The following is a 16,282-nucleotide window of genomic DNA, read 5'->3' on the forward strand; positions in this document are numbered from 1 at the left end:
GGACATCCAAAAGTCGTACATATTCAAAAAACCGGCCAGTAATCAATCTTTTCGTGACAGCGGTTACCGGTGATCCGGTTCCCGGCGCGACAGCACGGTCGGTCGCATCGCGGCTTGTCGCAGCCGCGGCGACGTGGAACCAAGATGGGCATGGCCGTTCCCCGTTTCACCGCCCTGTTGCCGATATTACTGCTGTCGGCCTGTATCGGCGGCGACCGGCGCGAACCCGCCCCGCCGCCGGCACGGCCGATCGCGCCGCGCGCATCGGGTCCGGTCACCCTGTCGGGGCAGACGCCGCGCGATACCCAGCAATGTTTCGCCGATCTGTCGCGCGCAGAGGTCCGTTTCAGCCCGCTGCCCGATCGCGATTACGGGTCGGGCTGCGTCGTGCTGGGGGCGGTGCAGCTGCTCGATATCGGCACGCCGGTAAACGGGCTGAAGGCGATACGCTGTCCGACGGCACGCGCGCTGGTCGGTTGGGTCCGCCACGGCGTGCGCCCGGCGGCGCGGCAATTGCTGGGCAGCGACGTGACTCGCATCGACAGCTACGGCACCTATGTCTGTCGCGGAATCGTCGGCGGGGGCAGCCGCGCGGCGGGACGGGTGTCGGAACACGGCCTCGCCAACGCCGTCGATATCGGCAGCTTCGTGCTGGCGGACGGCCGGCGTATTTCGATCGAGCGCGACTGGAACAGTCCCGACCCGCAGGTTCGCGGATTCCTGCGTATCATCCACCGATCGGCGTGCAAACGCTTCGTCACGACGCTCGGCCCCGAATACAATGCGGCGCACGCCAACCATTTCCATTTCGACATGGGCGGGCGGCCGCTGTGCCGGTGATGCAAGGCGCTTGCCGGTGTCTGCGGGCGTGCTTACAACTTCGCCACCTATGACCGATACAAAAGTACCGTCCCGCGTGTTCCGCGGGGCCAAGCAGGAGGCCGAGGCGGCCCGCGCCCAGCTCTCCACCCCGCAGACCGAGCATCCCGCCTATCGCCTGGCGTTTCAGGACATGGAGTTCCTGCTGCGCGAGGATCTGCGGCCGGTGCGGTTCCAGCTCGAACTGCTCAAACCCTCGCTGCTGCTCGACGAGGCGAACATCGCCTCGACCTTCGTCATCTATGGCTCGGCACGCATTCCCGAGCCGGAAAAGGCCGAAGTGCTGCTCGACCTCGCGCAGGACGACAAGGCGCGCGCGATCGCCGAGCGGATCGTCGCCAAGTCGCATTATTACGACGTGGCGCGCGAACTGGCCTTCAACGCCAGCCAGTTTCCCAACGACGTCAACGGCAAGCGCCACTTCGTCGTCTGTTCGGGCGGCGGACCGTCGATCATGGAGGCCGCCAATCGCGGCGCGAACGAAGCCGGTGCCGAGTCGATCGGGCTGAACATCGTCCTGCCCCACGAACAGGCCCCCAACCCGTACGTCACCCCGGCGCTGTCGATGCAGTTCCACTATTTCGCGCTGCGCAAGATGCACTTCCTGCTGCGCGCGCGGGCAGTGGCGGTGTTCCCCGGTGGCTTCGGCACGTTCGACGAAAGTTTCGAGTTGCTGACGCTGATCCAGACCGGCAAGATCGAACCGATCCCGGTGCTGTTCTATGGTCGCGAATTCTGGGACCGGGTGGTCAACTGGGACGCGCTGGTCGAGGAAGGCGTGATTTCGGAACGCGATCTCGACCTGATCACCTTCGTCGAAACGGCAGAGGAAGGGTGGAACGTAGTCAAGAAGTTCTACGAGGACCGGAAATAGGGGCAGCTTGCCGCTCTTGCCACAGGCGTCACCCGAGCGGAGGCTGGGGTATCCCGGTTACAGGGCGAGGCCGGAGCCGCAGGAGACCCCAGCCTTCGCTGGGGTGACGCCGGTGGCTCCGGCATAACCGGGTTCGCGCCTCCTACCGCGCCAGTGCCTCGGCGATCAGCTTGCGACTGTTGTCGATGCCGTAGAGCGCGATGAAGCTGCCCATGCGCGGGCCCTGCGCCGTGCCGAGCAGCGTTTCGTAGCAGGCCTTGAACCAGTCCCTGAGCGATTCGAAGCCGGCGGTCTTGCCGATCTCGTACACCGCATTCTGGATCTGCTCGGCGCTGGCATCCGCCGGCATCGCCGCCAGTTCGGCATCGAGCCGTTCGAGCGCGGCGCGTTCGATGTCGGTCGGCGCGCGGCGTTCGGGCTTTTCCGCCACATCGCGGACATAGGCCAGCGCATGGTCGATCAGCGCGTCGAGCGCCGGGTAGCGTTCGGGCGACGCATGTTCAACGTAGTTGGCGAGATAGCCCCAGACCTGCGGCTTGGTCGCCTCCCCCATCACCCCGACGAGGTTGAGCAACAGCCCGAAGGTGACCGGCAGCGTTTCGGCGGGCGGCGGGCCGCCATGGATGTGGTGGACCGGATTGCCCAGCTTCTGTTCGATCGGCTGTTCGGCATAATTGCCGCGGAACTGCCAATATTCGTCGATCGCCCGCGGGATCACGCCCAAATGGAGCTGCTTGGCCTTTTTCGGCTCGCGATAGGCGTAGAAGGCGACGCTTTCGGGCGGGCCATAGGTCAGCCATTGTTCGAGGCTCAGGCCATTGCCCTTCGACTTCGAAATCTTCTGCCCATGTTCGTCGAGGAACATCTCGTAGTTGAAGCCCTCGGGCGGGCGGGCGCCCAGCACGCGGGCGATCTTCGACGACTGGGTGACCGAATCGATCAGGTCCTTGCCCGCCATCTCGTAATCGACGCCCAGCGCCACCCAGCGCATCGCCCAGTCGACCTTCCATTGCAGCTTCGCACCGCCCGACAGGATCGATTGCTCGACGCGGGTGTCGCCGTCCATGAACGCGACGATGCCGGTCTCGGCGTCGAGTACCTCGACCGGGACCTGCAGCACGATGCCGCTGGTCGGGCTGATCGGCAGCACCGGCGAATAGGTCGCGCGGCGTTCGGCACCCAGCGTCGGCAGCATGATGTCTAGGATCGCTTGATAATGGCGCAGCACGCCCTTCAGCGCATCGTCGAACCTGCCGCCGCGATAATAGTCGGTCGACGAAGCGAATTCATAGTCGAAGCCATATTGGTCTAGAAACGCACGCAGCCGGGCATTGTTGTGCGCGGCGAAGCTGGAATGCGTGCCGAACGGATCGGGAATTTCGCTCAGCGGCTTGCCGAGATGCTCGCGCAGCATGTCGCCGTTCGGGACATTGTCCGGCACCTTGCGCAGCCCGTCCATGTCGTCGGAAAAGGCGATCAGGCGGGTCGGCTGGTCCGACAGTTCCTCGAACGCGCGGCGGACCATCGTCGTGCGCAGCACTTCGTTGAACGTGCCGATATGCGGCAGGCCCGACGGGCCATAGCCGGTTTCGAACAGGATCGGCGCGCCGCCGGGTTTTCCGTCGGGATAGCGCTTGAGCAGCTTGCGCGCCTCTTCATACGGCCAAGCCTTTGAAACCAATGCTGCATTGCGGATTTCTGCGTCGATCATCCGGTCCAGATACGCGGTCGGCCGCAATATTTCCACCTGTTGCGACGCAACCTTGATGCAGGTTGGGCGTAGCCTGTTGCGATGATCGTATCCGACGCACCCCGCCTGTCCCGCATCGTCTCCGAAGTATGGAAGCCCGCGCTGGCACTGTTCATTTGGGACGTGATCGTCACCGGCGTCTATTTTGTGCTGCCGTTCAAGGCGCCGTCGCTGCCGCTGACGATCTTCGGTTCGGCGCTGGCGCTGTTCCTCGGCTTCCGGGTCAATTCCGCCTATGCGCGCTGGTGGGAGGGGCGGTCGCTATGGGGACTGATGATCAATGCCTCGCGCAACCTGGCGCGTGGCGCGATCTCGTTCATCGGGCCGGAGAATGAGGGGCAGAAGCGCGACCTGAAGCGCTCGATCGTGTTGCGGCATATCGCCTATGTCCATGCGCTGCGCTGTCAGTTGCGGCGGCAGGATTCGAAGGACGAGGTCCACCGCTTCCTGTCGCGCGACGAGGCGGGCGAACCGCTGGGGCGGACCAACGTCGCCAACGGACTGCTCGACGGGACCGGCGCGCGCATCGCCGAGGCGCAGCGGCGCGACTGGATCGACAGCATCCAGCAGACCAGCCTCGAAAGCGTGCTGATCGACATCGCCAATGCGCAGGGCGGCATGGAGCGGATCAAGAACACCCCGTTGCCGGTGCAATATCGGTTCCTGCCGTCGCTGTTCACGCGGCTGTTCTGCATCGTGCTGCCGATCGGGCTGGTCGAGACGCTGGGCATCGCCACGCCGCTGGGGTCGGGGCTGGCCGGGTTGATGTTCCTTGCGGTGCTGCAAATCGGCGAGGATCTGGCCGATCCGTTCGCCAACAACGTCCACGACCTGCCGCTGACCGCGATGTGCCGGACGATCGAGATCGACCTGCTGCAGGCGATCGGCGATCCCGCGCCCGAACCGCTGAAGCTCGAAAAGGGCGTGCTGTGGTGACAGAACCCGGCCGCGAACGAACCGGTTGGGCCGTTGACGGAGGATGACGATGGCCGACGAACACAAGCCGACGAAGAAGATGGCGGCGAACGCCGAAAAGGGCCTGAAGCTGCGCGAGAAATTCGATCGCGGCGGGACCGAGGCCGGGGTGAAGCGCGCCAAGCAGATCGCCGATGGCGGGCCGATGTCGGACGCCGACATCAAGTCGATGCACAGCTATTTCGCGCGGCACAGCGTCGACAAGGACGGCAAGGCGCATAGCTGGGGCGACGATGAAGACCCGTCGGCGGGCTATATCGCGTGGCTGTTGTGGGGCGGCGACGAAGGCAAGGAATGGGCCGACCGCCAGCTCGAGAAGATCGACGACTAATTCCTCCCCGTGCCGGGGAGGATTTAGCGCGTTCGACTTCCGTTCCGAATTCGTGGCGCTATGTAGGGCAGGATGCTCCCCTACCCCGCCCTGCACGCCAGCCATTCGGGCGTCTGGATCGCCGATGCGAACGGCACGCGCGAGGTCAGCCGGGGTGAAGCGATCAGCTGTGTCGCCGATACGCCGACCATCGTCCTGAACGCGCCGCTGATCGGGCAGCGGCTGGGCTATGCCGAGCTGTCGGGGCTCGACCTGCTCGAGCTTTACGCCTTCGTCCATCCGGCGCGCTTCGCGGTGCCGACGCCTAAGGGGCTGGCGCAGGCGCTGGACCTGTCCCCGCCCGCCGATGAAGCGGCGGTCGCGGCGCTGTTGCGCGATGCCGCCGCCGCACTGATCGCCACCGCATCGGCGCCCTGGGCGGAGCAGGAGGGCGCGTGGACCGCCGCGCAATCGCTGTTTCGGCTGCGCTGGCCGTGGGCGCCGGCGCTGGGACAGGTGCTGCCCAAGCCGGCGACCGCCGAACGCTGGCTGTTCGCGAAGCTGCCCGAATGGGAGGAAGCGCCGCCACGGGGGCACCCGCGCACGGTCACCCTCGCTCCCGACGCGGTTGCCGAACGGTTGACGACATTGACCGGCCAGGGGGCCGAGACGCGCCCCGGCCAGCGCGCCTTTGCCGCCGCTGCCGCCGATGCCTTCGCCCCGCGCGTGGCGCGCGACACGCCCAATCTGGTGCTGGCGGAGGCGGGAACGGGGATCGGCAAGACGCTCGGCTATCTCGCGCCGGCATCCTTGTGGTCGACGCAGGCCGATGGCGCGGTGTGGGTGTCGACCTTTACCAAGGCGCTGCAACGCCAATTGGCGCAGGAAAGCGAGCGCGTCTTTCCCGATCCCGTCGAACGCCGCGCGCGCGTCGTGACGCGCAAGGGGCGCGAGAATTATCTGTGCCTGCTGAACCTCGAAGATGCATTGCAAGGCGGGTTTCAGGGGCGGGCGGCGGTGTTGGCGCAACTGGTCGCGCGCTGGGCGGCGTATAGTGCGGATGGCGACATGGTCGGTGGCGACCTGCCCGGCTGGCTGCCGATCTTGTTCCGGCGCAACGGATCGACCGCGCTGACCGACCGGCGCGGCGAGTGCATCTATGCCGGGTGCCCGCATTACCGGAAATGCTTCATCGAACGCGCGGCGCGGGCTTCGGCACAGGCCGATATCGTCATCGCCAACCATGCGCTGGTGATGGTCAACGCAGCGCGCGGGCGCGAGACCGGCACGCGCCCGACCCGCTTTGTTTTCGACGAAGGCCATCACCTGTTCGATGCCGCCGACGCGATGTTCTCCGCCGCGCTGACCGGCATGGAGGCGATCGAGATCCGCCGCTGGGTGCTGGGGCCGGAGGGCGGCGGACGCGGGCGGCGGCGGGGGCTGGCCGCGCGGCTGTCTGATGTTGCCAGCTATGATTCGGCGGGGGCCGAGGCGGTGGCGGCGGCGGTCGATGCCGCACGGCTATTGCCCGCCGAGGGCTGGCTGGCGCGGGTGCAGGAAGGCAATGCGTTCGGTCCGGTCGAGGAATTGCTCGCCTGCGTGCGCGGCGCGGTGTTCGCGCGGGCGAAGGATGGCGAGGCCGGCTATGGGCTGGAGACCGAGCTGACCGAGCCGCCGCCCGAACTGGTCGATGCCGCCGGCCCGGCCGCACAGGCACTCGACGCGCTGCTCCGTCCGCTGATCGCGCTCGGCAAGCGGCTGGAGGCGGTGCTGACCGAAGGGCCGGACTGGATGGACGGCCCGGCGCGCGCGCGGATCGAGGGGGCGATCGCCTCGCTCGGCTGGCGGGCGGAGACGGTGGCGGCATGGGGGCGGCTGCTGGCGCGGGTCGGCGGACCGGTCGATCCCGATTTCGTCGACTGGCTGGCGGTCGACCGCGTCGAGGGGCGCGAGTACGACATGGGGCTGCACCGCCACTGGCTCGACCCCAGCCGTCCGTTCGCCGAAACGGTGCTGAAACCCGCGCATGGCGTGCTCGTCACGTCGGCGACGCTGCGCGCGGGCGGCGACTGGGACGTGGCCGATGCGCGGGTCGGGGCGCCGCACCTGATGCGCCAGCCGACCCATTTCGCCGCGACCAGCCCGTTCGCCTATGCGCAACAGGCCGAGGTGCTGATCGTCACCGATGTGAAGCGTGGCGACCTGCCCGCACTCGCCAATGCCTATGGCCGGCTGATCGTCGCGGCGGGGGGCGGGACGCTGGGGCTGTTCACCGCGATCCGGCGGCTGCGCGGGGTCCATGCGCGCATCGCCGACCGGTTGGCGCGCGACGGATTGCCGCTCTACGCGCAGCATGTCGATCCGATCGATACCGGTACGCTGGTCGACATCTTCCGCGACGATCCCCGTGCGTCGCTGATCGGCACCGATGCGCTGCGCGACGGGGTCGATGTCCCCGGCCATTCGCTGCGGATGGTCGTGATGGAGGGGGTGCCGTGGGTGAAGCCGGGCGTGCTGCACGCCGCGCGCCGGCTGGCGGGGGGTGGCAGCGCCTATGACGACCGGATGGTGCGCGCGCGGTTGGCGCAGGCGTTCGGGCGGCTGATCCGCCGTGCCGACGATCGCGGGTTGTTCGTGCTGCTGTCGGCGGCGATGCCGTCGCGGCTGCTGGGCGCGTTCCCCGATGGGACACCGGTCGTGCGCTGCACGCTGGACGAAGCGGTCGCGCGTGCTCTTTCCTTGGGTAAAGAAGTGGGGCATGGGGCGCATGCCCTGCCGATGGAGCCCTTGCCATGAAGACGCTGACGCTGCTGCGCCACGCCAAGTCGAGCTGGGACGATGCCATTGCGCGTGATTTCGACCGGCCGCTGAATGCGAAGGGCGCACGCGCCGCGACCGCGATGGGCGCGCATCTGCGGCAACTGGGCTGCAAGTTCGATCATCTGGTCGCCAGCCCGGCGGTGCGCGTCGTCGAGACGCTCGACCATTTCCGGCGCGGGTACGGCACCTTGCCCGAGGAACAGAGCAACCGCGCGCTGTATCTGGCGTCGGCGGGGACGTTGCTCGACACCGTCCGCGCGCTGCCGCCCGAGGTCGATCGCGCGCTGCTGGTCGGGCATAATCCCGGGTTGGAGGATCTGGTCCTGCTGCTGTCGGCCGAGAGCAATCCGTTGCGCGGTGCAGTCGAGGAGAAGTTTCCGACCGCCAGCGTCGCGGTGCTCGAACTGGATGGCGACTGGGCGAGCGCGTGCGATGGGTGCGGGCATCTGGTCACGTTCGTGCGGCCGCGCGATCTCGATCCGAGCCTGGGGCCGGGGCACGATTGAACGATCGACCCGCTTCGGCGACAGCGTCACCCCAGCGAAGGCTGGGGTATCCCGGTTGTGACGCGAGGCCAGAGCCGCACGATGCCCCAGCCTTCGCTGGGGCGACGCAAGGGGACAGCGTTTCGTTCGCTGCGCGCGATCATCGCGCCGCCATGCGCCGCGCGAAGTGGATTTCCACCGCCTGCGTCACGCTCTTCGCAATCGCCTTGCGCCCGTCGACCGAATCGAGCCGCTTCGCATCGCCCTCGTTCGACAGATAGCCGGTTTCGAACAGGATCGACGGCAGGTCCGGCGCCTTGAGCACCATCAGCGACGCCATGCGGTGATAGTTGGATTTGAGCGGGATCACGCCCTTCGCCTCGCGCCCGAGCAACCGCGCGAAGCCAGCCGATTCGTTCATCGTTTCGCGCTGGGTGAGGTCGATCAGGATCGAGGAGATATCCGCCGATTGCCGGCCGAGATCGACCCCGGCGAGAATATCCGCCTTGTTCTCCCGCGCAGCCAATCGCGCGGCTTCACGGTCCGATGCAACTTCGGACAGCGTGTAGATGCTGGCGCCGCTGGCATCGGGATTGTCGGCGCTATCGCAATGGACCGAGATAAACAGGTTCGCCCCCAGCCGGCGGGCGATGGCATAGCGTTCCTGCAGCACCAGAAACTGGTCGCGATCGCGGGTCATGGCGACGCGGACCCGGCCACCGGCGAGCAATGCGTCGCGGATCGCGCGGGCGGTCTTCAGCGTCAGATCCTTCTCGCGCAGCCCGCCATGCGGCGAGATCGCGCCGGGATCATGCCCGCCATGACCGGCATCGATCACGACCAGCGGCCGATCGGCATCGCCGTCCACCTTCGGCAATGGCAGGCCGCGCCGGGCGCGGGCCCCCGGCACCGCGACGCTGGCGGTCGCGCGCTGGCGGCGGTCGACGACCATCGCCGCCGACGACGACGCCGGAACGATCGCGCCGACCACCGGCTGCGGCAGGAAGCGCATCCGCCCGCCACCGGCCGCGCGCGCGAAACGCTGCGCAGTTACCGGGCGAAGGTCGAGCGTAAGGCGACGTCCCCCGTCGGAAAAGCCGCCGCCGGTGACCATTGCGGTTTCGGCGAGGTCGAGCACGATGCGGCTGCCATCGTCGCCGCGCACGCCCTGCCGTACGGTGCGGACCGATCCGCCGGCATCGCCGCGTCCGCCGGGGCGGATACCGTCGAGGTCGATGACGATGCGGTCGGGGCCGGCCATGGCGAAGCTGCTCGCGGCGCGCGCCGGCGCGTCGAGATCAACGACGATCCGGTCGCCATCGACCTTGACCCCGTCGATTCGCTGGGCGGCGGCGGGCGACGCAAGGGCCGCACATGTCAGGGACAGCGCGACCGCGTGCCGCGCGCCGAGCCGTCCGATCCGAAAGCTGCTCCCGCGCAAACCCATGACGAAGCGCCACTTCCCCCTTTTCGCGAACCCGTGCCTTACCGGCTCCGGCGACAAACAGGTCCTAATAATCATGGTGAAGGTTAACTTAACCTAAAACGCCCGCCAATTTAACCGTATAAGGAAGCATGGCCGCGCTGTTGCCGTTCCCGGTGACGAATGCTACGCCTATGCCCACGTCGGTGCCGGGCCTGTCCCGGCGGAGCCGATGCGACATCCCGCGCGCAACCGCCTGCGGGATTTATTCAGGTTGATGTTCGCATGTGGCAAGTTCCGTCCCGTACCGCCTGTGCCGCTGTCGCGGCCGGCGTCGGGGCGACGGTTGTCCGCCCGGAGGTTTCCGGACTGCCCGTGCAAGCAGACGCATATCCCAGCAATCGCGCGCAGGCACCGGGCACAGACCCCGCCGCGCGTTTAGGCGCGCCGACTGGCACAGCCGTCCCGCGCGCCCGGAGAGACTATCATGACCACGCGGATGTTGATCGACGCTCGCCACCGGGAGGAAACCCGGGTCGCCGTCGTCAAGGGTAACCGGATCGAGGAATTCGATTTCGAATCGGCCGAGCGCAAGCAGCTAAAAGGGAATATCTACCTCGCCAAGGTGACGCGGGTCGAACCGTCGTTGCAGGCGGCGTTCGTCGATTACGGCGGCAATCGCCACGGCTTCCTCGCCTTTTCCGAAATCCACCCCGATTATTACCAGATCCCGAAGGAAGACCGCGACGCGCTGCTGGCCGAAGAAGCCGCGCACGCCGCCGAGGAAGCCGCGCTGCGTGCCGGCGAGCATGACGACGATGTCGATTACGACGATCACGATCATGACGACGATGCCGAGGGCGGTGTCGAGGTCGTCGAGCGCGACGAGGACGAAGACGAGCATCACGACGACGAGGAGGGCGAGGACGCCCCCGCCCCGCGCAAGCGCAAGAATGGCGGCGACGATGCTGCGGTCGAGGCACTGCGCCAGCGCCGGCTGAACCTGCGTCGCCGCTACAAGATCCAGGACGTGATCCGCCGTCGGCAGGTGCTGCTGGTACAGGTCGTCAAGGAAGAGCGCGGCAACAAGGGCGCGGCGCTGACCACCTATCTGTCGCTCGCCGGCCGGTACTGCGTGCTGATGCCCAACACCGCGCATGGCGGCGGGATTTCGCGCAAGATCAGCTCGGCCGCCGATCGCAAGCGGTTGAAGTCGATCATGGCCGAACTGACGCTGCCGGCGTCGATGGGCTGCATCGTCCGCACCGCTGGGCTCCAGCGCAGCCGGCAGGAGATCAAGCGCGACTTCGATTATCTGGCGCGCCTGTGGGACGGAATTCGCGAACAGACGCTGACCTCTTCGGCGCCGGCGTTGGTCTATGGCGACAGCGACCTGATCAAGCGCGCGATCCGCGATATCTACAACAAGGATATCGACGAGGTGATCGTCGAGGGCGAGGACGGCTTCCGCCACGCCAAGGACTATATGCGGCTGCTGATGCCCGCCCATGCCCGGCGGGTGAAGCAATATGCCGACGCCGTGCCGCTGTTCCAGCGCGCGCATGTCGAGGATCAGCTGGCCGCGATGTACAATCCGGTCGTGCAGCTGAAATCGGGCGGCTATCTGGTCATCAACCCGACCGAGGCGCTGGTGTCGATCGACATCAACTCGGGGAGGTCGACCCGCGAGCACAATATCGAACAGACCGCGACCGCGACCAACCTCGAAGCGGCGCAGGAAATCGCGCGCCAGCTGCGGCTGCGCGACATGGCGGGTCTGGTCGTGATCGACTTCATCGACATGGACCATGGATCGAACGTCCGTAAGGTCGAGAAGGCGATGAAGGAGGCGCTGAAGAACGATCGCGCCCGCATCCAGGTCGGCCGCATTTCCGCCTTCGGCCTGATGGAAATGAGCCGCCAGCGGCTGCGCACCGGCGTGCTCGAGGCATCGACCCGTCAGTGCCCGCATTGCGAGGGCACCGGACTGGTCCGCACCGCATCGTCGGCCGGCCTGTCGGCGCTGCGCCTGATCGAGGACGAGGCCGCGCGCGGTCGCGGGTCGCTGATCGTGCTGCGCGCCAGCCAGGAAGCGGCGTTCTACGTCCTCAACAAGAAGCGCGCCGATATCGCCGAGGTCGAGGATCGCTATGGCGTGACCGTCGAGATCGTGCCCGATGCCGAGATCGAGGGCGCGCGCATGGCGGTCGAAGCCTCCGGTCCGCCGCCCGCGCATCCGCCGAAGATCGAGCCGCTGGTCGTCATCGACGACGAGGACGATGCCTATGACGACATCGAGGACGAGATCGACGAAGAGGTCGAGGACGAAGCCGTCGAGGAAGTCGCGCGTGCGCCGCGCAGCGATGACGAGGGCGAAGGTCGCGGCAAGCGCCGCCGCCGCCGCCGCGGTCGTCGCGGTCGCAACCGGGAGGAAGGCGAAGTCGATGGCGATGCCGGCGACGATGCCGACAGCGAAATCGACGCGGACGAACCGGCCGATGCCGATACGGGCGAAGCCGAAGCGAGCGATACCGAAGCGAGCGACGAGGCCGCTCCCGAAGCGGAAACTGCCGAAACCGCCGATGAGGGCGGTCGGCGCAAGCGTCGTCGTCGTGGCCGTCGCGGCGGTCGCCGGAGCGAGGGCGCGTTCGATGCCGCCGATGGTGCCGGCACCGTCGCCAATCTGCCGGCCGAGGACGACGTCGTCGAACCGGCCGTGACGGAGGAACCCGTTGCTGCCGAGCCGGCCCCCGAAGCGGAAGCAGTGGCGGCCGAGCCAACGCCCGCACCCAAGCGGACGCGTCGTCGCCCGAGTGCCCGCGCCAAGGTCGAGGCAATTGCCGATGCCACACCGGCCGAACCGGTGACCGTCGAGGCGGGCGACGCCGCGCCGATCGTGACTCCCGAACCGGTCGAGGCGCCAGCGGTCGAAGCCGAACCGGTTGCCGAGGCACCCAAGCCGAAGCGGACGCGTCGTCGCAAGGCCGATGCCGAGCCGGCCGTCGCCGAGGAAGCACCGGCACCGGCCGAGGCCGAAGCAGCGCCCGCACCGAAGAAGCGCCGCGCGCCGCGTCGCAAGGCCGTCGAAGCGGAAGTGGAAGCGGTGGAAGCGGCGCCTGCACCGGAACCGGCAGCGCCCGAACCGGTCGCTGCGGAGCCGGTCAACGCCGAGGACGCGGCGGCCGATGGCGAGAACCCGACGCCGCGACGCGGCTGGTGGCAGCGCACCTTCGGCAACTGATCGCGGCGATCTTTGTCACGAACGAAAGGGCGGCCCCGACGGGTCGCCCTTTTTCGTGTCAGCCGACGGCGTCGGTCCGGGGTTCGCGGACCAGCGCATCGCACGCGACCTCGATCCGCACCGCCAGCCCTTCGCGTCGCCAGTCGCGAATGATCGTGCCGGCCAGCTGCTGTTCGATGCTGAGCGTCGCCAACCGGGTGCCGAAGCCTGCCGTATCCGGCGCGCCGGCGATCGCCGGACCGCCAAGTTCGCGCCAGTCGATCATCAGGGCGTTGCCGCTACGGCGCGTATCGATCGAAACCCGTCCGTCGGCCGTCGACAGCGCGCCATATTTGGCGGCGTTGGTCGCCAGTTCGTGGAACAGCAACGCGACCGGCGTCGCCCCGCGATCGTCGATCGCCACATCGTCACCGGCGACCTGCCACTGTTCTTCGGCATAGGGCGCCAGCAGGTCGCGCAGCACATGATGCAACGTCGCTTCGCCGACCGAAGGGCGCGAGATGTCGCTGTGTGGCCGGGCAAGGTCGTGCGCCGCGCCCAGCGCCGCGACGCGTGCGGCCAGTTCGTCGGCAAAGCCGCGCATCGCCGGCATCCGCCGTGCGGACATGCGGATCAATCCGGTGATGATCGCGAAAATGTTCTTGATACGGTGGCTGAGCTCGCGGCTGAGGATGTCGTTCTGCTCGGCGGCGCGCTTGGCCGAATCGATATCGGTGCAGGTACCGATCCAGCGGACGATCCGCCCGTCGCCATCGCGTACCGGCAGCGCCCGACCCAGAACCCATCGGTATTTGCCGCTGCGATGGCGCAGCCGATATTCGATCTCGTAATCCTCGCCGGTCGCCAGACTATGCCGCCAGCGCGCCCATGCCCGCTCCTGATCGTCGCTATGGAACATCCCGTTCCAGCCTTCGCCGTCGGTCGACCCCTCGGGCACGCCGGTGAAGCGATACCATTGCGCATTGTAGAAATCGTGATGACCATCGGGACGCGTCGCCCACACCATTTGCGGCATCGCGTTGGTCAGCGTGTCGAGTTCGGCGCGGGTGGCGGCGCGGGCGGTTTCGGCCTCGCGGCGCGCGGCGTCGCCGGTCGCTACCGCCAGCCAGCGGGCATTGCCGGCCGCATCGGGGTGTGTCGGTGCGACGGAGAAGATGGTTGCGGTGTCGCGGCCGCCGGTGCGCACGACGAAGGGACGGCCGCTCGCCGTTCCCGTCCGCCATTCGTCCACCGCCGCACCCCGTGTTTCCGCGGCCAGCGAACAGAACCAAAGATCACCCGACGATACCGCGCCGTTCTCGTCCTGCCAGGGACGATTGGTCCATAGGAGCCGGCCGTTGCTGTCGGCGGTCCATGCCGGAACCGGTATCCGATCTGCGATATCGCGCCACACGGGATCACTGGTTTCGATCACCGGCACGTCCATTCGTCCTTAGTCCTTCTACCGTTCGCGGTGCAGCATTGCCGCGCTCAAACTGTCCCATTCCCGCTCCGAACCGCGTAATTACCGCAATTCAGTTACGGCGCGGACCTGTTCGCCCTGTCCAAGTCAATCCGTGCTAATCCATTGCCTTCGGACTGATGAAAGAGGAAAAATATTTCGCATAAACGTTTCAAAACTGCCATCTAACCAGATCGGACCCATTGACCTGATGGTTGATGCGACGCAAAGCCGGCATCAGAAAAGGAGAACTCCATGTCCGAAGACGGATCCGAACTGAACGCGATCGAACTGGCGACCGAATTGACCATCGCCTGGTTGAACAATGGCAACAACCGCGTCGCCGCAGAGGATGTTCCGACGTTCCTGCAAACCATGCACGCGACGGTTCTCGGTCTGGCATCGGGCAATGTCGAACCGGAAGAGGCCGCGCCGCAGCAGGAGCATGTCGCCGCGGTATCGGTGCGCAAGTCGCTGGCGTCGAAGGACCACATCATCTCGATGATCGACGGCAAGCCGTACAAGACGCTGCGTCGTCACCTTGCCGGCCACGGCCTGACGCCCGAGACCTATCGCGAGCGTTACGGGCTGCGCCCGGACTATCCGATGGTCGCGGAAACCTATTCGCAGAGCCGTCGCGACATGGCCAAGCGCATCGGCCTCGGCCGCAAGGCGCGCAGCGCCGAAGCGGGTGAAGCCGTCGTCGAAGGCGAAGCCGGCGATGCGCCGCGCCGCCGTGGCCGCAAGCCCAAGGCTGCCGAATAATTGGAAAGGGGGCGGCCGATGTGCCGCCCCCTTTACTTATGGGCGCGGTGCGATCGCGCCGTCCATCCACTGATGAGTGCATAGCTGCGCCGCCGGCGTGTCGTCGGCATCGAGCGCCGCGACCGTCACCCAGCCTTCGCTACGCAGCCGTGCCGCCACCGCCGGATCGGTGCCGAGCGGTAGGAACAGCCGCCGACGATCCTTCGCCCCCAAACCGGCATCGAGCAGCGCATCGGCGTAGAGCGAGAAGCCGACCGCCGGCTCCTCCTGGCCATCGGCATGGCACACCGTATAGCTGCCGCCGCGCCCGATTTCGCCCAACACGCCTTGCGCGAACAGCGAAAAGCCCAGCCAGCTCTGATATTCGAAGCCGTGCCGCTCGGTCGGATCAAGCGTCACCGCCACCCGGCCCGCAAGCGTCGCCGCCACCGCCTCGATCGCGTCGAGCCGCGAGGCCAGCCGCCCGGCCTGGTCGGTCGCCCGAAGGCGCGCGAGGGCAGCGTCGAACGGTCCAGCCGCTTCGACCAGCGGCAGATAGGCCGGATCGATCGCCGCGACCCGCCCGGCATCCTTCGCGTCGAGCGCCGCGATCAACGCGGCATGCTGCGGTCCCGGCGGATCGCCGGCCAGCGTCGCGACCAGATCGGGCAAGGTGAAGTCGATCGAGATGTCGGTGACCCCGGCCGCCGCCAACGCCTCGACTGCGACGGTCACGATCTCGGTCGCCGCCGCCACACTGTCGCGCCCGATCAGTTCGGCCCCCATCTGCCGCAAGCCCCGGCGCGGGGCGAGTTCGCCAGCACGCAGCTTCAGCACCGGCCCCGCATAGGACAGGCGCACCGGGCGCGGGTGATGGCCCATGCGCGTCGCCGCGATCCGCGCGACCTGCGCGGTGATGTCGGGGCGGATCGCCAGCGTGCGCTGGCTGACCGGATCGACGAAGCGCACCGCGTCGGTCGCCGCCGTTCCCTTCAGCCGCCCCGCCAGTCCCGCCTCGAACTCGGCGAGCGGCGGGTCGACCTGTTCATAGCCATAGCCATGCGCGACGCCGAGCACCGCTCCTTCGAAACGGCGCAGGCCATCGGCGGCGGGGGGCAGGCGGTCGTGAAACCCTTCGGGCAGGAGGCCGGTATCGTTCATGCGCCCCCCCCTAGCGTGAGTCGGTGCGGAGCGAAACCTGTCCACTGCCAACCGCCGCATCCTTCACCCCAGCGCAGGCTGGGGTCTCTCCGTGACAGCGCGCTGCGCCGGAACCGAAAAAGGCCCCAGCCTGCGCTGGGGCGACAGCCTGTAAAACTGTACAAACGCAAACGGGCCGC

12 protein-coding genes are annotated in these 16,282 nt (G+C 67.5%); 8 read left to right on the forward strand and 4 right to left on the reverse strand.

Annotated features, from left to right (window positions below):
- The first annotated feature begins 150 nt into the window (after positions 1-150).
- Positions 151-840 (forward strand): extensin family protein, encoded by a 690-nt coding sequence (locus MF607_RS11275; protein ID WP_347340882.1) that lies wholly within the window; start codon positions 151-153, stop codon positions 838-840.
- A gap of 49 nt (positions 841-889) precedes the next feature.
- Entirely contained in the window at positions 890-1,753 is an 864-nt protein-coding gene (locus MF607_RS11280; RefSeq protein ID WP_242118718.1) for an LOG family protein, read from the forward strand.
- Between the two features lie 142 nt (positions 1,754-1,895).
- Here MF607_RS11280 and MF607_RS11285 read toward each other — a convergent pair whose 3' ends face one another.
- Complete coding sequence (locus MF607_RS11285) at positions 1,896-3,464, reverse strand: lysine--tRNA ligase (protein ID WP_242118719.1); 1,569 nt, start codon at positions 3,462-3,464, stop codon at positions 1,896-1,898.
- A gap of 81 nt (positions 3,465-3,545) precedes the next feature.
- Here MF607_RS11285 and MF607_RS11290 point away from each other — a divergent pair, with 81 nt between their 5' ends.
- The 4 genes from MF607_RS11290 (at position 3,546) to MF607_RS11305 (ending at position 8,114) form a co-directional block, all read left to right on the forward strand.
- Positions 3,546-4,439 (forward strand): bestrophin family protein, encoded by an 894-nt coding sequence (locus tag MF607_RS11290; protein WP_242118721.1) that lies wholly within the window; start codon positions 3,546-3,548, stop codon positions 4,437-4,439.
- A gap of 49 nt (positions 4,440-4,488) precedes the next feature.
- On the forward strand, positions 4,489-4,809 hold the full coding sequence (locus tag MF607_RS11295) for a hypothetical protein (RefSeq protein ID WP_242118723.1): 321 nt from the start codon (positions 4,489-4,491) through the stop codon (positions 4,807-4,809).
- Between the two features lie 72 nt (positions 4,810-4,881).
- Complete coding sequence (locus MF607_RS11300) at positions 4,882-7,584, forward strand: ATP-dependent DNA helicase (protein ID WP_242118725.1); 2,703 nt, start codon at positions 4,882-4,884, stop codon at positions 7,582-7,584.
- Positions 7,581-8,114 carry a SixA phosphatase family protein gene (locus MF607_RS11305; RefSeq protein ID WP_242118727.1) on the forward strand — a complete coding sequence of 178 codons (534 nt, stop codon included), beginning with the start codon at positions 7,581-7,583 and terminating at the stop codon, positions 8,112-8,114. The genes MF607_RS11300 and MF607_RS11305 overlap by 4 nt, the downstream gene beginning before the upstream one ends.
- Before the next feature lie 139 nt (positions 8,115-8,253).
- Here the strand turns inward: MF607_RS11305 and MF607_RS11310 are convergent, their stop codons facing one another.
- A complete protein-coding gene (locus tag MF607_RS11310; protein ID WP_242118729.1) occupies positions 8,254-9,540 on the reverse strand; it encodes an N-acetylmuramoyl-L-alanine amidase in 1,287 nt (428 codons plus the stop codon).
- 463 nt (positions 9,541-10,003) lie between these two features.
- On the opposite strand from MF607_RS11310, the gene MF607_RS11315 reads away from it, so the two are divergent.
- Entirely contained in the window at positions 10,004-12,757 is a 2,754-nt protein-coding gene (locus tag MF607_RS11315; RefSeq protein ID WP_242118731.1) for an Rne/Rng family ribonuclease, read from the forward strand.
- Between the two features lie 58 nt (positions 12,758-12,815).
- On the opposite strand, the gene MF607_RS11320 is transcribed toward MF607_RS11315, so the two are convergent.
- Positions 12,816-14,183 carry a PAS domain-containing protein gene (locus tag MF607_RS11320; protein ID WP_242118733.1) on the reverse strand — a complete coding sequence of 456 codons (1,368 nt, stop codon included), beginning with the start codon at positions 14,181-14,183 and terminating at the stop codon, positions 12,816-12,818.
- A 270-nt stretch (positions 14,184-14,453) separates the two neighbouring features.
- Between MF607_RS11320 and MF607_RS11325 the strand changes: the two genes are divergently transcribed.
- Positions 14,454-14,963 (forward strand): Ros/MucR family transcriptional regulator, encoded by a 510-nt coding sequence (locus tag MF607_RS11325; protein WP_242118735.1) that lies wholly within the window; start codon positions 14,454-14,456, stop codon positions 14,961-14,963.
- Between the two features lie 36 nt (positions 14,964-14,999).
- Here MF607_RS11325 and MF607_RS11330 read toward each other — a convergent pair whose 3' ends face one another.
- On the reverse strand, positions 15,000-16,103 hold the full coding sequence (locus MF607_RS11330) for an ATP phosphoribosyltransferase regulatory subunit (protein ID WP_242118737.1): 1,104 nt from the start codon (positions 16,101-16,103) through the stop codon (positions 15,000-15,002).
- Positions 16,104-16,282: the final 179 nt, after the last annotated feature.

The organism is Sphingomonas lacusdianchii (assembly GCF_022664395.1).
In the GTDB taxonomy this organism is placed as follows: Bacteria; Pseudomonadota; Alphaproteobacteria; order Sphingomonadales; family Sphingomonadaceae; genus Sphingomonas; species Sphingomonas lacusdianchii.